Origin of the sequence: uncultured Parolsenella sp. (assembly GCF_958346945.1) — a bacterium.
Taxonomy (GTDB): domain Bacteria; phylum Actinomycetota; class Coriobacteriia; order Coriobacteriales; family Atopobiaceae; genus Parolsenella.
Map to the genome: position 1 here is coordinate 1 of NZ_CATVTL010000004.1, position 16,347 is coordinate 16,347.

Annotated in this window: 14 protein-coding genes; 6 read left to right on the forward strand and 8 right to left on the reverse strand. The window is 68.6% G+C overall.

The features are described from left to right. Window positions 1–220: 220 nt before the first annotated feature. The 4 genes from Q3866_RS03725 (at window position 221) to Q3866_RS03740 (ending at window position 4,373) form a co-directional block, all read left to right on the forward strand. A complete protein-coding gene (locus Q3866_RS03725; protein ID WP_301829713.1) occupies window positions 221–1,612 on the forward strand; it encodes a transglutaminase-like domain-containing protein in 1,392 nt (463 codons plus the stop codon). A gap of 32 nt (window positions 1,613–1,644) precedes the next feature. Then, on the forward strand, window positions 1,645–2,916 hold the full coding sequence (locus Q3866_RS03730; RefSeq protein ID WP_301829714.1) for a peptidase U32 family protein: 1,272 nt from the start codon (window positions 1,645–1,647) through the stop codon (window positions 2,914–2,916). Further along, complete coding sequence (locus tag Q3866_RS03735; protein WP_301829717.1) at window positions 2,900–3,700, forward strand: U32 family peptidase; 801 nt, start codon at window positions 2,900–2,902, stop codon at window positions 3,698–3,700. The genes Q3866_RS03730 and Q3866_RS03735 overlap by 17 nt, the downstream gene beginning before the upstream one ends. 124 nt (window positions 3,701–3,824) lie before the next feature. Beyond that, a complete protein-coding gene (locus Q3866_RS03740) occupies window positions 3,825–4,373 on the forward strand; it encodes a DJ-1/PfpI/YhbO family deglycase/protease (RefSeq protein ID WP_293674181.1) in 549 nt (182 codons plus the stop codon). An 89-nt stretch (window positions 4,374–4,462) separates the two neighbouring features. On the opposite strand, the gene Q3866_RS03745 is transcribed toward Q3866_RS03740, so the two are convergent. The 8 genes from Q3866_RS03745 to Q3866_RS03780 form a co-directional block, all read right to left on the reverse strand. Next, window positions 4,463–5,791: a homoserine dehydrogenase gene (locus Q3866_RS03745; protein WP_301829720.1), complete on the reverse strand. Its 1,329-nt coding sequence runs from the start codon at window positions 5,789–5,791 to the stop codon at window positions 4,463–4,465. An 81-nt stretch (window positions 5,792–5,872) separates the two neighbouring features. After that, window positions 5,873–6,154 (reverse strand): hypothetical protein, encoded by a 282-nt coding sequence (locus Q3866_RS03750; RefSeq protein ID WP_301829722.1) that lies wholly within the window; start codon window positions 6,152–6,154, stop codon window positions 5,873–5,875. Between the two features lie 84 nt (window positions 6,155–6,238). Then, a complete protein-coding gene (gene recQ, locus Q3866_RS03755; protein WP_301829725.1) occupies window positions 6,239–8,140 on the reverse strand; it encodes a DNA helicase RecQ in 1,902 nt (633 codons plus the stop codon). Then, window positions 8,137–8,769, reverse strand: a complete 633-nt coding sequence (locus Q3866_RS03760) for an NUDIX hydrolase (RefSeq protein WP_301829727.1) — start codon at window positions 8,767–8,769, stop codon at window positions 8,137–8,139. Before Q3866_RS03760 ends, recQ begins: the two co-directional genes overlap by 4 nt. 142 nt (window positions 8,770–8,911) lie before the next feature. Next, the gene (locus Q3866_RS03765; protein WP_301829729.1) at window positions 8,912–9,286 is read right to left on the reverse strand and encodes a YolD-like family protein; all 375 of its coding nucleotides are present in this window, start codon (window positions 9,284–9,286) and stop codon (window positions 8,912–8,914) included. After that, the gene (locus Q3866_RS03770; RefSeq protein WP_301829730.1) at window positions 9,279–10,613 is read right to left on the reverse strand and encodes a DNA repair protein; all 1,335 of its coding nucleotides are present in this window, start codon (window positions 10,611–10,613) and stop codon (window positions 9,279–9,281) included. The genes Q3866_RS03765 and Q3866_RS03770 overlap by 8 nt, the downstream gene beginning before the upstream one ends. A gap of 167 nt (window positions 10,614–10,780) precedes the next feature. Continuing rightward, complete coding sequence (locus Q3866_RS03775; protein ID WP_301829732.1) at window positions 10,781–11,266, reverse strand: 6-carboxytetrahydropterin synthase; 486 nt, start codon at window positions 11,264–11,266, stop codon at window positions 10,781–10,783. Window positions 11,267–11,284: 18 nt separating this feature from the next. Further along, window positions 11,285–11,635 carry a helix-turn-helix domain-containing protein gene (locus Q3866_RS03780; RefSeq protein WP_293673326.1) on the reverse strand — a complete coding sequence of 117 codons (351 nt, stop codon included), beginning with the start codon at window positions 11,633–11,635 and terminating at the stop codon, window positions 11,285–11,287. 270 nt (window positions 11,636–11,905) lie between these two features. Here Q3866_RS03780 and Q3866_RS03785 point away from each other — a divergent pair, with 270 nt between their 5' ends. Both Q3866_RS03785 and Q3866_RS03790 read left to right on the forward strand, forming a co-directional pair. Then, on the forward strand, window positions 11,906–13,078 hold the full coding sequence (locus Q3866_RS03785; protein ID WP_301829735.1) for an exonuclease SbcCD subunit D: 1,173 nt from the start codon (window positions 11,906–11,908) through the stop codon (window positions 13,076–13,078). Next, window positions 13,079–16,339 (forward strand): SMC family ATPase, encoded by a 3,261-nt coding sequence (locus Q3866_RS03790; RefSeq protein ID WP_301829736.1) that lies wholly within the window; start codon window positions 13,079–13,081, stop codon window positions 16,337–16,339. Window positions 16,340–16,347 lie beyond the last annotated feature (8 nt).

A 16,347-nucleotide genomic window follows, 5' to 3' on the forward strand; every position in this document is an offset into this window, starting at 1 on the left:
TGTTCTGCTTGGGTGCGGCGGGCGCCCCTGCCTGCCGCCTGGATATGCGCGGCCGTGCGGCATAGCCCAAATTTGCGGCGAACGGTGCCCCGCGGGTCCGGCGAGCGGTTGGTGCGAGCCTTGATGAGCTCGTTAGGGCTACCATGGGGCGTATGTGGCGCTGCGGACCTTGTGCCCGCAGCGCCCGCGCCATGACGAGAAGACGGGGAGCAAAGACGAGATGGGCGAATTCGACGCGACGAACGAGGACATCCGACACCTTGACGACGGGCTTCCCGCAGAGATCGCGCGCCTCAAGGACGCGGGCGAGCTCGCGCACGCCGTTCGCCTCATCGAGGACGAACTCGCCGCCGGAGCGCGCCCCGAGCTCGCCGCCTGCCTGCGTGCCGAGCGCGCCCGCATGCTGCGGGCGCCGCGCGACTTCTGCGTGACGCGCGAGCAGGCCCTGGCCCAGATTCGTGCCGAGTGGCCCGACTTTGGCGAGGGGGACCTCGACGCCCTCATTGACCGCGGGCGCATCGACTGGCGTCTCGTCGAGGGCGAGCAGCGTTTCCTCGCGAGCTTTCTCGACGCGCTGCGCAAGTATCCCGAGGAGGTGCCGGGGCTCTCGTGCCCTGCGCCCGACCGCACGGAGCAGCTCGCCACGATTGACGAGATGCGCGAGCGGGGTCACGCCGCGCGCCGCGTTCGCATCCGCGCGAGCATCGAGGCGGGCGAGGGTGTTGAGATTGGCGCCGACACGCCGGTGAGGTGCTGGCTGCCGCTGCCGGCCGCGTGCCCGCAGCAGGCGGACATGCGCGTGGTCGACGCCACGCCGGGCGGTATCGCTGCCGCCGAGGACGCGCCGCAGCGCACGATGTACTGGGAGCGAGAGGGCACGCGCGGCTTCTATGTCGAGTACGAGTACACGATCTGCGCCCCCTACGCAGACCTGTGGGCGGACGCCCCGGCCGCGCCCGCACCGCGCGTCGGCATGGCTCCCGCGCCCTGCCTCGCCGACTTGCGGGAGGATCGGCCACACGTTGCTTTTACCCCCTACCTGCGCGCGCTCGCGGACCGCATCTTTGCGGGCCTTGCCGAGGGCGACGCGCTGGGGCGCGCGCGGGCTGCCTATGACTACGTGACCAAGAACGTGGACTATCGCTTCCAGCCCGCCTATGTGTTGCTCGACGGCATTGCCGACAACTGCGCTAAGTCGCTGCGGGGAGACTGCGGCGTCTTTGCGCTCACGTTCATCACGCTGTGTCGCCTGGGTGGCGTGCCCGCCCGCTGGCAGAGCGGTCTGTATGCCGCACCCGACCATGTGGGCCCGCACGACTGGGCGATGTTTTACGTCGGGGGGCTGGGCTGGCTCTGGGCCGACTGCTCGTTTGGCTCCGCCGCCCGCCGCGATGGCGATGAGGCACGGCGCCGCTTCTACTTTGGCAACCTGGGGCCGTGGCGCATGGTGGCAAACGCGCAGTTCGAGGGTAATCTTGCGCCTGCCTGCGACGTGCTGCGCAACGATCCGTTCGACAACCAGGTGGGTGAGATGGTCGTGGGCGGCCACGGCCTGACCTCGCACGACTTTGCGTGGAAGGTTGAGCTCGTCTCGATGGAGCCTGCCGAGTAGGGCCCGCGCGAGCTTTGCTAGACTCGTAGCCCATGACACGCGAGCATGACATACCCGAGCTTCTGGCCCCCGCGGGCGACCGCGCGGCGTTCCTTGCCGCCATCGCCGGGGGAGCCGATGCCATCTACTGCGGCGTGACGGGCACCCTCAACGCGCGCCGTCGCGCGGGCGGCATATCGTTCGACGAGCTTGCGAGCCTGTGCAGCTTGGCTCATGCCCATGACGCCCGTGTCTACGTGACGATGAACGTGGTCGTGGCACAAGACGAGCTCGCCGGTGCCGTCGACGACGCCGTGCGCGTGCTTGACGCCGGGGCCGACGCCCTGATCATCCAGGACTGGGGTTTTCTGGTCGAGGTGCGTCGCCGGCTGCCCGGGGCCGAGATTCACGTGTCGACCCAGGCCAACGTGCACGACGCGCGTGGTGTGAGCCTGTGCGAGGAGCTGGGCGCGAGCCGCGTGACGCTCTCGCGCGAGCTGCCGCTGGAAGAGATCGCGGCGATTGCCGGGCGCACCAGCCTTGAGCTCGAGGTTTTCTCGCACGGGGCAATATGCCCCAGCTACTCGGGGGCATGCATGCTCTCGAGCTTTCTGCGCGAGGGCCGCTCTCCCAACCGTGGCATGTGCGCCCAGCCCTGCCGCCTGCCGTTTGACCTGGTGGGAGAGGAGGGCGTGCGCCTGCAGCCGGCCGAGCGCGAGCGCGCCCTGTGCACGCGCGACAACTGCGTGGTGGGAGACGTGCGTGCGCTCGCCCGTGCGGGCGTGGCCTCCCTCAAGCTCGAGGGCCGCATGAAGCCGAGCCCTTACGTCTATGCCGTGACGAGCGCCTACCGCGTGGCGCTCGACGCCCTCGCCGCGGGCGGGCAGCCTAACGGGGAGGCGCTGCGCCGCCGCCTCAAACGCAGCTTCAATCGAGGGCTCGTCGACTGCTACCTTCTCGGCGAGTCTGGCAACGGCCTCATGAGCTACGAGCGCAGCGGCAACCGAGGCGAGCTCGTGGGCCACGTGCTGGGCTTTGAGCCCGAGCCGGGCTTTGTCCCGCGCGACGGCCAGCAGCTAAGGGGCACCATCGAGCTTGAGCTCGACGCCCCAGTGGACGCCGGCGACTCGCTCGAGCTGCGCCACGCGAGCGAGCCCACGCGCTTCCTGGTGGTTGTGGCGCCGCGTGCGGTGGCTGCGGGCGAGCGCGTTGTGGTGAGGGTGCCGCGCGCCGTGCCGTCTGGCGCCGACGTGCGTGTGACGCGGAGCGTGGAGCTGGTGTGCGAGGCGGCCGAGGCGGTGAGCAGGCTTGAGCGAGAGCTGTGAGATCTGTGCGCTGGTGAGCGCCCCCGACGACGCGCGCGAGCTGCGCGAGGCCGGTGCCACCCGCATCTACCTCGACGTCATTGACCGTGAGCCTGCAGAGGGGCTGGCGGATGAGGTGCGTCGCGGCCTGGTTGTGCCCGTGCTCGACGAGGTGTGTCGCGAGGGCGACCACGCCCGCCTTGATCCCTGGGTCATGGAGGGGCGGTCCGTTGCGGTGGGAAACGTCTCCGAGCTGGCGCTTGCCTGCGAGCGGGGTGCCCTGGCCGAGGCGCGCGGCTGCATTCCCGCGCACAACGCCGCTGCCCTGCGCGCGCTCGACGCCATGGGGGCTTGCCTCGCCTGGCTCTCGCCCGAGCTGTCGCTGGGCCAGATGTGCCGCCTTGCCCGCGCGGGCGCCCTGCCCGTTGGCGCGTGCGTCTTTGGTCGGCCGCGCCTCATGACCTGCGAACACTGCGCGCTGCAGGTTGCCTACGCGTGCGACCGCGACCATGCGAACTGTCGGTACCGTTACAAGAGCCACTGGCTCGTGAACATCGACGAGCGCGCCCTGCCCGTGAGGACCGATGGACGCGGTAGGTCGCGCGTCTACCTCGACGAGCCGGTCGACCTTGTGCCCGAGGCGCTCGAGCTGGCGCGGGCGGGGGTGGGCCGCCTGCTGGTTGACGCCAGGAACGTGCCCCTCGAGCAGGCGGCTCGCGGCGTTGGGCGCTGCGTGCGCGCCCTGGCGGGAGAGGCCGTGGAGCGTGAGGGCTGCGTGGGCCTCTCTGAGCGCGGCGTCGAGTAGGGCGCTTGTCTGCCGACCGCATGCCCCCGCTCGCGAATTAGAGGGTTTGCGGCCTACCTTTGATGCGTACGCTGCCACTGTTGGCAGAATCCTCGCGGCCTCGCGCCGCACCAAAGGAGGGAACATGGCAGACCTTACCGGAAAGAGCGCCCTGATCATCGTCGAGGGCTACGGCACCGAGGAGCCCGAGCTTCTCGAGCCTGCGAAGTTCCTGCGCGAGGCTGGCGCCGAGGTCACGATTGCCGCGGCGAGCAACCCTGTCGACTGCGTCACGGGCGACCGCTACGACTCTCAGCAGATCGTGCCAGACAAGAGCCTCGCCGAGGCCGGCGCCGAGGGCTACGACGTCCTCATCGTCCCGGGCGGCACCGTCAACATGGACCGTCTGCGCATCAACCCCGAAGCGCACCGCATCATGCGTGAATTCATGGACGCCAAGAAGGTCGTGGCCTGCATCTGCCACGGCCCGTGGCTGCTCGTGAACGCCGGTGTCGCCAAGGGCAAGACGGTGACGAGCTGCGAGTTCAACCGCATCGACATGGAGAACGGCGGCTTCGTGTGGGTCGACGAGGAGGCCCACGTCGACGACTCCGACGGCCAGACGCTTATCACGAGCCGCTGCCCCGACGACATCCCGGCCTTCTGCGCCGCCATCGCCGCCGCGCTCGCCTAGGCGCCACGCATACGCAGATAGCGAGAGGAACCCTCCGAAGCTGGCTTCGGAGGGTTCCTCTTTGTGGCGATGAGTACTGTGAGCTGCGGCTAGTTGGCCATGACGCCATCGGTCCAGGCGTTGGTGTCCTCGATGCGCAGCACGTTGGCGACGGCGCGCACGCAGCTCGCCTGCGTGAGCTCGGCCGCGGCGGCCTGCATGTTCTTCTCGAGGGCCTCGTGCGTCAGGAAGATGACGGAGCAGGCGTCGCCGTCTGCCGTGCCGTCCTCGAGCTGGTTGATGAGCGAGATCGAGATGTCGTGCTTGGCGAAGACGTTGACGACCTCGGCGAGCGCGCCCACGCGGTCGGCGACGGCAAGGCGCACGTAGTACTTGGTCTCGAGCTCGTCCATGGGGCGCAGCGGCAGCGTGTGCTGGAAGGGCTCGGCCTCGGGCAGGGGCGCCGAGCCGTGGCTGATGGGGTCGGCGAGGGTGAGGATGTCGCCCACGACGGCACTCGCGGTGGGGAAGGAGCCGGCGCCGGCGCCGTAGAACATCGTCTCGCCTACGGCGTCGCCCACGACGTACACGGCGTTCATGGCGCCGGAGACCTTGGCGAGTTGGTGGTCGAGCGGGATCATTGTGGGGTGTACGCGCACGTCGACGCCGTCGCTGGTGTTGCGGGCGATGCCAAGTAGCTTGATGGTGTAGCCAAGCTCGTGCGCGGCGGCGATATCCTCAGCGGCGATGGTGCGGATGCCCTGCTGGAAGACGTCGTCGGTGGTGACGCGGGTGCGGAAGCCAATCGAGGCGAGGATGGCCGTCTTGCTTGCGGCGTCAAAGCCGTCGACGTCGGCCGAGGGATCGGCCTCGGCGTAGCCCTTGGCCTGGGCGTCTGCCAGGACGTCGGCATAGTCGGCGCCCTCGGACTCCATGCGCGACAGGATGTAGTTGGTGGTGCCGTTGAGGATGCCGGCGATGGTGAGGATCTTGTTGCCCACGAGGTCGTGCTCGAGGGTGCTCACGATGGGGATGCCGCCGCCGCAGCTCGCCTCGCACTTGAGCTGCACGCCGTTGGCGCGTGCCTTGGCGGCAAGCGCCTCGACGTGACGGCCGAGCAGGGCCTTGTTGGCGGTGACGACGTGCTTGCCGTTGGCGAAGGCCGCCTCGTAGATCTCGGTGGCGGGGTGCTCGCCACCGATGAGCTCGACTACGACGTCGACGGCCGGGTCGCTCACGACGTCGTGCCAATCGGTGGTGAAGGTGTCGTCGGCGATGCCGCAGGCGCGGGCCGCCCCGGGGTCGAGCGCGCAGGCGCGGGCGATGCCCAGGTCGATGCCATAGCTGGCAAGATACTCGTTGTGGTGGCTCAGGATGAGGCGGGCGACGCCGCCGCCCACGGTGCCCAGGCCGATGATGCCAACGTTCACGGTGCGCATGTGCTCTCCTTTGCGTAGCTGTACCGCGCGGATGGGCGCGGCGGTGTGTTTGTGCTCTGTGCGATTGTAGCCGACGGGCCGCTAGCCTCGCTCGAGGTGGCTCTCGCGAGCCGCCGCTATCTCGGCGTTAATCTCGTCGATTTCCTTGAGGCCGTCGATGTAGGGCGCGTAGGTCTTCCAGGGGTCGCCCGACCCCAGGCGGCACGAGCCGCAGTTGTCGCAGCTGCCCTCGCCACACCACGACAGCGAGCGCTCGATGATCTCGATACGCTGCTCGCGCGTGGTGTCCTTGATGAGGCGACTGGGCGAGAGGCCCAGCGCCGCGAGCGCCTCCTGGACCGAGCTCTTGGTGGCGTTGTCCATGCAAATCATCTCCTAGCGCAATTGTAGGAATGCGATGCGAGGCGCGTGCCACGCCACGCCGGGCCGCCTGGCGAAGTTCACCGATCAGAAACGCTCGGGCGACCAGCCGGGCGCGTTGGCGATGGCCTCGAGGAAGGCCTCCCCGTAGCGCTCGGCCTTCTTGGCGCCCACGCCGCTTACCTCGAGCAGCTCCTCCGTGCTGCGGGGGCGCTTGCGGCACATGTCCTCGAGCGTGGCGTTGTTGAAGATGAGGTAGGGCGGAATCTGCTGCTCGCGGGCGAGCTCGGTGCGCAGCGTGCGCAGGGCCGAGAAGAGCTGGGCCTGCTCGGGCGTGAGGTCCGCGCGCTCCGCCGTTGCGTCCTGGGCGGTGCGGGCGCGCTTGGCCGGCCGAGGCCTGCCCTTGGCAACCTTGACGAGGAGGGGCTCGGTCGAGCGCAGGAAGGCGCCGCTGCGGGCGGTGAGGGTAATGGTGGGGAAGTTGCCCGCCGAGCGGCCGAGCACGCCGCGGTAGACGAGCTCGTCGATGAGCGAGCGAATCTGCGGCACGGGGACGTCTGCCATGATGCCGTAGGTCGACAGGGCGTCGTAGCCGCGCTCGAGCACGCGGGCGGCGCGCGAGCCACGCAGGATGTCGACGATGAGGCCCGCGCCAACGCTCTCGGCATACATTCCCTGCGCGCGGGCCTGCTGGCGCACGCGGGCCACGCAGCTCACGATCTTGAGAGCGTTGGTGCGCTCGTCCGTCTCCTCGAAGTCTGCGAGGCAGTTCGAGCAGTTGCCGCAGTAGGCCGGGGCCTCCTCGCCAAAGTAGCGCAGGATGAACGAGCGCAGGCAGTTGGTGGTAGTGGCGTAGAAGACCATCTGGCGCAGGCGGGCGTCGTCTGCCTGGCGCAGCTGCTCGAGCTGCTCGGGCGTGAGGTCCGAGCGCTCGGTGCGCGAGAGGAGAAACTCCGCCGTGTGGACGTCCGCGGGGCTGTAGAGCAGCAGGCACTCGGCCGCCGTGCCGTCGCGGCCGGCACGGCCCGCCTCCTGGTAGTAGTTCTCGAGCGAGAGTGGCAGGTTGTAGTGCACGACGTAGCTCACGTTGCTCTTGTCGATGCCCATGCCAAAGGCGTTCGTGGCCACCATGACGGCCTTGCGGTCATAGATGAAGTCTGCCTGGTTGCGCTCGCGCTCGTCGGGGGAGAGACCCGCGTGGTAGCGGGTGGCGGCGATGCCGCGCTCGCAGAGGTCGTCGCAGACCTGCTCGACGGAGCGGCGGCTCATGCAGTAGATGATGCCGCTGCGCTCCGGCCGGTCGGCGACGAAGCGCGCGAGCGCCTCGTCCTTGGCGCGCCTGCTTGTGGGCCGCTCGACCGCAAACGAGAGGTTGGGCCTGTCGAAGCTCGCCACGACGCGCAGGGGGTTCTCGAGGCCAAGGGAGCCCTCGATGTCCTCGCGCACCTGGCGGGTGGCGGTTGCGGTGAGCGCCATGACGGGGCAGCGGGTCTCGAGTTGGTCGACGAACTCGCGAATGCGCTGGTAGCTGGGACGAAAGTCGTTGCCCCACTGCGAGATGCAGTGGGCCTCGTCGATGGCGAGCAGGCGGGGCGGCTGCTCGTGCGTCAGGTCGAGAAAGGCGGGGTCGTCGAGGCGCTCGGGCGCCACGTAGAGCAGCGTGAGCTCGCCCGCCCGCGCCTGGTCGAGAATCTGGAGGCGGTCGGGCGCGGCGAGCGAGCTGTTGAGGCAGGCCGCGGCGACGCCCAACTCGCGCAGGGCGCAGACCTGGTCGCTCATGAGCGAGATGAGGGGCGACACCACGACGGTGAGGCCGCCGAGGGCCAGGGCGGGCACCTGGTAGCAGATCGACTTGCCTGCCGAGGTGGGCATGACGGCCATGACGTCTTGCCCGGCAAGGGCGGCGTCGATGATCTGCTCCTGGTGCGCGCGAAAGCTTGGGTAGCCAAAGACGCGCCGCAGGATGTCGAGGGGAGACTCGCTTGTCATGAGCGCATCTCCGCCTGGCCGGCGGCACGCGCGACATCCCCTGCCTGCGGCGCGGGCCGTGGCGTTGCCGGTTGTGCCTGGTCGCTCAGCAGGCCGCGCGCCTGCGCACGCGCCCAGGCCGCGAGCCCCGCGCCGTGGCGGAACTCGCCGCTTGCGATGAGGCCCTCGAGATGGGAGAGGGGCACCACCCGCTGGCGTATGTCCTCGCTGGCGTCTGGGCGCGCGTCACTCGTCTGCCCGCCGCAGCGGGCAAGGAACAGGTGGATCGTCTCAGCGGTGGCACCGGGCGAGGGGTGGAAGGGGCCCAGGTCAACGAGCTCGGAGGCCACGTAGCCCGTCTCCTCGGCCAGCTCGCGCGCCGCCGTGTCGCGGGGCTGCTCGCCTTCGTCGATGGCGCCGGCCGGAAGCTCGACCTGCATGCTGCCCGTGGCGGGGCGGAACTGGCGGATGAGCACGGTCTGGGGCTCACCCTCGCCCTCGATGAGGGGCAGGACGCACACGCCCGGGCGAATGCGTATGAACGAGTAGGGAAAGTCAGCGTCGTTGACGTGCAGCCTGCCAACGGAGACCTCGAAGCGGTCTGCCTCGAGGCGCCGCCTCTCCTCGTACCTCGCTGTCTGTTCTGCCATGCGGGCTCCTCTCGTGTCCGTGCCATTGTACGCGCGGACGCCCCGGGTGGTTGCCGCCCCGTGCTGGCCGTGCGGGACTACGCCCGTGGTGACGGAACCGCCGACCCCGCCCTCCGTGCCTCGGCGAGGCGTCGGACCGTGCCTAGCCGAGCCAGTCGATTTCCCAGATGTCCTCGAACAGGATGCGCCTGCTCGAGCGGGAGCCGCCCTGCGTGAGCTCGAGCGTCCTGAAGGCGGCGTCGATCTGGCGCACCGTACCCACGCAGGTCTCGTAGGAGTCCCGCGCGTAGTAGGTGACGCGCACCTCGCTGCCCTTGTCCAGGCGCGAGAGCATTCGCGAGATCTGCTCGGTGCGCTCCTCGGTCATGGTGTGGCGCGGCTCGCGGACGCGCTCCTGCTCGCGCACGACGTCGTAGTAGCCGGTGAGGGCCGCGAACGGCATGAACTGCGCGGCGTCGGTTGGGGTGGCGGCGCGTGCCACGGGCGAGCTCTCCGAACCAAGAAGGCTGTTATGCATGGTGTCCTCCCACCTGTGCGTTGCGGTCACGCCCCGTGGCCTCCTCGCGGAAGCTTCGGCCGCGGATGATCGCGTTCTTTCCAAACCGCTGCTTTACGGCGAGCGTCGTGGCGACGAGCCTGCGCTCAGTCTCCTCGGCCTGCACGTCTACGAACAGCGTGGGCTCGGCAAGGCTCTGGGAGATGAGGGCGCCAAGGCCTATGCTCAGGCGCTTGACCTTGCGCCGCGTGTCCACGACCTCGGCAAACAGGCGCTCGACCTCGCGCATGAGCGCCTCGCGCGACGAGGTGTGGGCCGCGAGCTTGTGCGAGGCCGCGGCGTGCGGGCCGCGCCGGACGCAGGCGAGCTCCCAGTCCGTCACATCCATGTGGTAGCCAACCCATAGCGAGACGTGGCCGCAGGCCAGGCCCTTGCCGATGAGGTCGAGAACGCCCTCGTCGACCATCTCGCGCACGACGGTGAGCGCCTCGTCTGCCGTGTAGGGGTGCGTGAGCACCTGGCCCACGCTGATGGAGTGCTGCTGCGGCTCGTAGGCTTGGATCTGGCCAATGGTGCAGTTCTCGATGCCGCGGGCGTGCTCGGCGAGGTGGACCGCGTTGACGCCGAACTCGCGGCGCAGGGTTGCCTCGTCGATGGCGACGACCCCCGCGAGGTCGTAGGCGCCCAGGCGGGCGAGCCTGCGCGCGATGCCCGGGCCCACCTGCCAGATGTCCGTGATGGGACGATGGTGCCAGATCTTCTGGCGAAACGTGGGGCCGTCGAGCACGCCGATGTGGCTGGGCTCGTGCTTGGCGAGGATGTCGAGCGCCACCTTGGCGAGGAAGAGGTTGGTGCCCACGCCGGCTGTGGCGCAGATGCGCGTCTCGGCATAGACGGTGTCCATGAGCATACGCGCGAGGCCTGCCCCGTCTGTCTGGTAGAGCGCAAGGTAGGGCGTGGCGTCGATGAAGCACTCGTCGATCGAGTAGACGTGGATGTCTTCCTTGGCAATGAAGCGCAGATAGATGCTATAGATTTGCGCCGATACCTCCATGTAGCGGCGCATGTGGGGCCTGATGGCGCGGTAGCGGATGTTCTTGGGAATCTGGAACAGCCGTGGGCGGCCCGACAGGCCGCAGGCCTTGATGGCGGGGGAGAGCGCCAGGCAGATGGTGCCGGGGCCGCGGCTCGTGTCTGCCACGACGAGGTTGGTCTTAAACGGGTCGAGCCCAAGGTCCGCGCACTCGACGGAGGCGTAGAAGCTCTTGAGGTCGATGCAGAGGTAGACGTGCCCTGTGTCTGTGGGGTCGCTGGGCATGGCCGCGCGCCGGGGTGTGGTGCCTGTCATGTGCCTCGCCTCCGCTCGCAAACACGTGTTCGTTTTCCTGTGAACCCATGATGCAACGCGAATCGGACACTAAGGATGGCGATTCTGAAACGACCACAAGGCCGTCACGCTATGTTCGGGTGTTGACAGCGGGGCACCCCAGTGCAAATGGAGCGACAAAGCTTCAGCTAGCGGCCTACGTGACCGCTTGCAGCGTAGAAGGCGCGGTTGTTGGGCGTCTCGTCGACTTCGACCTGCGAGACGGGCAGGCCGCGCTGCTCGAGGCGCTCGTAGAACCAGCGGGCGAGGTTCTCGGCCGTGGTGCGGAAGGGCAGGATGGTCAGGGTGAAGCCCTCGCTCTCGAGTGCCGCGATGGTCGCGGGCGCAAGCGACCCCTCCTCGACGAGGAAGGTGTGGTCGAGCTCGCCTGCTACCTCGGCGACGACGCGCTTGAAGACGCCAAAGTCGACGACCATGTCGCGCATCGTGCCGTCGCCGGTCTGCGTACCGTCCTCGCGAAGGCCGCCTCCGGCGCCGGTGCCGTCCTGCAGCTGCTCGACCTCGATCGTGGCGACGACGCGCCAGCGGTGGCCGTGGAGGTTCTCGCACTTGCCGTAGTAGTTGGTGAGGAAGTGGGCACCGTCGAAGTGGGCCTCGGCCTGCAGTCCGTACATGTGACCTCCGAGCTGGAGTTATATGGTCGTTACGCCGTCGCGGTGCTGCCCTGTCCAGGCTGGGTCGAGGTTTTGGCCGGCTAGGGTCGCGCGTCCGGTGACGGAGCTATCGTACTCGACTACGAGCAGCTCGCTCACGTCCATTTCAAATGCGCTGGCAATCGAGAGGAGCGACGACAGGCGAGGGTTGGCGGGCTTGTCCTCGTCGAGGATGCCGCGCTCGTACTTTTGGTAGGTGTTCGTGTTCATGCCGGCAAGCTCGGCGACCTTCTCCTGGGTGAGGCCCCTGCTTTCGCGCAGACTGCGCAGACGCAGAGCGAACTTCTTCGCAAAGGCGCAGGTGAGGGAGTATGTGTCTTGAGTCGGCATGGCTCAAATATGTGGTTTGTGGCCGTATTCCACCACCACTTATAAGTGGTTTTACCGCCTATAAGCGGTGGGGAGACATGCGGGTGGGCCGTTTGGCCCACGCCCGGTGACGCGGGACGCGGGGCGCGGGGACGGGGGCGGGTCTTTTGTCCCCAATCTGCGGAGACGGAAGACCAGCCCCCTGTCACGTGACTGAGAAATAGTGTCAGGGGCGAGCAATACAATGGAGACAATTGGAATTCGATCCCGGTTCGACCCTAGGGAGGGGCCATGAGGCTGCTGCACATCTCGGATTTGCACATCGGAAAGTCGGTGTGCGAGTTTTCCCTGCTCGAGGACCAGCGCCATGTGCTCGAGCAGGTCATAGGAATGATTGGCGGGCGCGGCGTCGATGCGGTGCTCGTCGCGGGCGACCTCTATGACCGCTCGATGCCCAGCGCGGACGCCGTGGCCCTCGTCGATTGGTTCCTCGCCCAGCTCGCCGCCACGGGCGTCCCGGCCATCGTGACCGCGGGCAACCATGACTCGGCCGAGCGCGTGGCCTATGCCTCGAGCCTGCTCGCCAACCAGGGCATCCACGTGTCGCCGGTCTTCGACGGCCGTATCGAGCCCGTGCGCCTGACAGACGAGCTTGGCCCGGTCGACGTCTGGCCCATTCCCTTCCTGCAGCCCGCAACGGTGCGCCACTTCTTTCCGGACGCGCAGGTCTTGGACTACACCGACGCCCTGCGCGTGGTGGTCGACGCCTGCGAGCTGCGTGATGTTGACGAAGAGGGCCGGCGCGTGCGCAACGTCTGCGTGGCCCACCAGTTCGTGACGAGTGGCGGCATCTCGCCCGAGCGCTGCGCCTCGGAGCTGTCGCTGGGCGGCATGGACAACGTCGACGCGAGCGTGTTCGACCCGTTTGACTACGTGGCACTGGGGCACGTCCACGGTGCCCAGCGCGTGGGCCGCGATGCCGTGCGCTACTCTGGCTCCATCCTCAAGTACTCCCTCTCCGAGTGGCGCGGCCAGAAGTCAGCCACCCTGGTCGAGCTGGGCAAGCCCGGCGACGAGCCCGCCATCGAGCTCGCGGCGCTTGAGCCCCTCCATGACCTGCGCCGCCTGCGAGGGCCGCTCGAGCGCCTCGTGTCGAGCGAGGTCGCTGGCGAGCCCGGAACCAGCCGCGAGGACTACATCTACGCCGTGCTGACCGACGAGAACCCCGTGCTTGACGCCCTGGCGCAGCTGCGCGAGGTCTATCCCAACGTCATGAGCCTCGAGTATGACAACGCCCGAACGCGCGCCGCCGGCGTGTCCTCGGACGCCCCGGCGGCGGGCGAGGACGGCGCGAGCCCGCTTGACCTGTTCTGCGAGTTCTACGAGCTGCAGAACGGAAGCGAGCTCACGGATGCCCAGCGCGGCGTGGTCGTCGACGAGCTCAAGAAGATTGAGGAGAAGTAGATGAGACCCACCAAACTCACCATCAGCGCGTTTGGCCCCTATGCGGGCGAGGTCACCATCGACTTCGACCGCCTGGGCGCGCACGGCCTCTACCTCATCTGCGGTGACACGGGTGCCGGCAAGACCACCATCTTCGACGCGATCTCGTTTGCCCTGTTTGGGCAGGCGAGCGGCTCGGACCGCACCACGCGCAGCCTGCGCAGCGACTTTGCCAAGAAGGAGACGCCCACCTACGTTGAGCTCGAGTTCGTTCACCATGGCAAGGCCTACACCGTGCGCCGCAACCCCGAGTACGAGCGCCCCAAGAAGCGCGGCGAGGGCATGGCGACGCAGCTCGCCGGCGTAAGCTTCATGGCTGGGGGCGAGGCGCCCATCACGCGCATGAAGGAGGCCAACGAGGCAATCCAGGAGCTGCTGGGCATCGACCGCAACCAGTTCTCGCAGGTGGTGATGATCGCGCAGGGAGACTTCCGCCGCCTCCTCAAGGCAGACACCAGCGAGCGCGGCAAGATCATGCGCAGGCTCTTTGGCACGGCTCCCTACGAGAGCTTCCAGAGGGCCCTGAAGGCCCGTGCGGGCGAGCTTGAGGAGCGGGGCCGCGCAGGCAGGGAGAAGCTCCTTGCCCTCGTGCCCAACATCCAGGTGGAGGGCGAGGAGCGTGCAGAGAGGGCGGAGGCCCTGTGTGAGGCCTCGCTGCCCAACGCCGACGAGGCCCTGGCCCTTATCGCGGAGCAAGACGAGGCCGATGGGCGGGCGCTCGTTGCCCTTGACGAGACGTGCGCCAGCGCGGCCAGCGAGGTCGAGCGGCTCGTGACCCTGGCAGACCGCGCGACCCGCCTTGCCGATTGCAAGAGGCAACTTGCGCAGGCCGCCAGCGAGTTTGTGGCGGCGGGGCAGAAGGTGGCGCCCGCGCGCGACAAGCTTGCGGAGCTCGAGGCGCGCAAGCCCACCCGCGAGGGACTTGCCGCCCAGGTGGCACGCCTTGACCAGGAGCTCGAGGCGTTGAGGAGGCTCGACGAGGCAAGGGCCGAGGAGGTCGAGGCCGCCCAGGAGGCCAAGGCGAAGCAGAGCGCTGCCGAGAAGCTCGCCATCGACCATGACGGTGCGTGCGAGCGGCTCGAGCTGGGGCGTGCCCGCATGGCTGCGCACGCGGATGCCCCCGTTGAACTCGAGCGCGCCAAGGGCGATCAAGACGCGGCACGGAAGGCATTCGAGGAGGCCAAGGAGGCCTGCGAGCGCCTCGCCGAGCTTGCGCACCGCCAGGCCGAGCTCGAGAAGCTGGGGGATGCCGCGAAGGCCAAGGAAGCCGAGCTGGAGCAGGCGGAGTCCAACCTTGAGGCGGCGCGTGCCGAGCTTGAGGGCTTGAACGACCGCGCGGCCTCGCTGGCCGGCGCGCCAGCCGAGTGCGAGCGCGCCAGGGCAGCCGTCGTTGAACTTGGACGCAAGCTTGCCGAGGCGCGCGCGAACTACCAGGAGGTTCATGCACGCGAGGTTGCCGTTGCCGAGCGCTCTGACGAGCTGGAGAGGGCAACGAGCGTCTACGCTGCGGCTCGTACCGAGATGAATGCGAAGGACGGGGCCTACACGGCGCTTCGCCAGGCCTTCCTCGATGGTCAGGCGGGCGTGCTGGCCGCCGAGCTCAGGGAGGGCGAGCCCTGTCCCGTGTGCGGCTCGACCGCGCATCCCCATCCCACGGTGCACGAGGGCGCGGTTCCCACGCGCGACGAGCTCGACCGTGCCAAGGAGAGGGCGGACAAGGCAGCGGGTTGCGCCAACGAGAAGTCCGCCGCCGTGGCCGCGGCCCGCAAGCAGGCCGAGACCGCGCAGGCAGAGCTCGATGCCGCCGTGGAACGCCTTGGCACCTGCGAGCAGATCGAGGCGCTGGGCGCCAAGCTGACGGGCGAGAAGAGGGAGGCAGACCGAGAGCTTGCCGTTCTTCTCGCACGCGTCGATGAGCTCGAGAAAAACGAAATCCTGGTCGCTCGGGCCGAGAAGTGCCAGGTCACCCTTCAGGAGCGAGCGGCTGCCTGCCAGGATGCGGCAAACGAGGCACAGGCCAGGTTCAGGGAGCGCGAGGCCGCCCTCAACGAGTTCGCGGGGACGCTCTTGGAGCGGGACGCCCAAGCGGCCAACGTCGCCCTCGCCGTCGCGGGGGATGCGCTCGCTGGCGCGGAAGAGCGCGTGCAGGTGGCCACCCGTGCCGTCGGTGAGCTGAAAGAGGCCAAGGAGCGCGTGGCTTCCAGCGAAAAGGAGGTTGCCGCGCTCGAGGAGGCGATGGGGGCGGCTCGGGAGGAGGCCGCTGTCGCGCAGCGCGAGCTGGCGAGCGCCCACGCTGCCGCCGAGGCGATTGGCGCGCAGCTGAGCTCGGGCTCTCGCGAGGAGGTCGAGTCTGAGCGGGCGCGCAAGAGCGCCCTCGTCGAGGACTTCGACTGCCAGCTCGAAGCCGCCCAGGCGAAGGCTGCGGAACTGGAGCGCCAGCTCAACGTGCTCGAGGAGCGCAAGCGCGGCCTCGAGGGGCAGGTCGCGCGGCTTGAGCATGATGGCGGGTCCGCCGAGGATGCCGCCGCACAGCTTGCCGCTGCCCGTACCGAGAAAGCGCGTGTGGACGAGGAGCGTGAGATGGTCCGTGCGCGCAGGAAGGCCAACGCGAGCTTGGCCGGCCAGATCGAGGCACTGGGTGGAGAGGCGCGCGACCTCGCAACTCGCCTGGCCGAGATGGACACGCTGTCGAGGACGGCAAACGGCCAGCTCTCGGGCAAGAGGCGCGTGAGCTTCGAGACGTACCTGCAGATGCGTTGGCTCGACCGCGTGCTTGCGGCGGCAAACCAGCGCCTCTCCGTCATGACCGACGGTCGCTACGAGCTCGTTCGCCGCGGGTTCTCCGCCGAGACCTCGGGCAGTGCGCAAACGGGCCTTGACCTCGATGTTCTTGACGCTTTCACGGGCAAGGAACGCGACGCGTCATCGCTCTCGGGCGGCGAGTCGTTCAAGGCATCCCTTGCCCTGGCGCTGGGGCTGTCCGACGTGGTTCAAGCGCATGCCGGTGGCATCGAGCTCGACACGATGTTCGTCGACGAGGGCTTTGGCACGCTCGACGAGGAGTCGCTCGCCCTCACGATGCGCACGCTCACGGGCCCCGAGAACGGCAACAAGCTCGTGGGCATCATCAGCCACGTCGAGCTGCTGCGCCAGAGCATTGGGCGCAAGATCGTGGTCGAGCGCGGGCGCACCGGCTCTACGTTGCGCGTCGAGGAGGGGTAGATAAGCAG

Coding starts and splice junctions, on each gene's coding strand:
- Q3866_RS03740 (WP_293674181.1), top strand. CDS start 3,825: ATGGCAGACCTTACCGGAAAGAGCGCCCTGATCATCGTCGAGGGCTAC.
- Q3866_RS03750 (WP_301829722.1), bottom strand. CDS start 6,154: ATGGACAACGCCACCAAGAGCTCGGTCCAGGAGGCGCTCGCGGCGCTG.
- Q3866_RS03725 (WP_301829713.1), top strand. CDS start 221: ATGGGCGAATTCGACGCGACGAACGAGGACATCCGACACCTTGACGAC.
- Q3866_RS03730 (WP_301829714.1), top strand. CDS start 1,645: ATGACACGCGAGCATGACATACCCGAGCTTCTGGCCCCCGCGGGCGAC.
- Q3866_RS03780 (WP_293673326.1), bottom strand. CDS start 11,635: ATGCCGACTCAAGACACATACTCCCTCACCTGCGCCTTTGCGAAGAAG.
- Q3866_RS03785 (WP_301829735.1), top strand. CDS start 11,906: ATGAGGCTGCTGCACATCTCGGATTTGCACATCGGAAAGTCGGTGTGC.
- Q3866_RS03745 (WP_301829720.1), bottom strand. CDS start 5,791: ATGCGCACCGTGAACGTTGGCATCATCGGCCTGGGCACCGTGGGCGGC.
- Q3866_RS03760 (WP_301829727.1), bottom strand. CDS start 8,769: ATGGCAGAACAGACAGCGAGGTACGAGGAGAGGCGGCGCCTCGAGGCA.
- Q3866_RS03770 (WP_301829730.1), bottom strand. CDS start 10,613: ATGACAGGCACCACACCCCGGCGCGCGGCCATGCCCAGCGACCCCACA.
- Q3866_RS03790 (WP_301829736.1), top strand. CDS start 13,079: ATGAGACCCACCAAACTCACCATCAGCGCGTTTGGCCCCTATGCGGGC.
- recQ (WP_301829725.1), bottom strand. CDS start 8,140: ATGACAAGCGAGTCTCCCCTCGACATCCTGCGGCGCGTCTTTGGCTAC.
- Q3866_RS03775 (WP_301829732.1), bottom strand. CDS start 11,266: ATGTACGGACTGCAGGCCGAGGCCCACTTCGACGGTGCCCACTTCCTC.
- Q3866_RS03765 (WP_301829729.1), bottom strand. CDS start 9,286: ATGCATAACAGCCTTCTTGGTTCGGAGAGCTCGCCCGTGGCACGCGCC.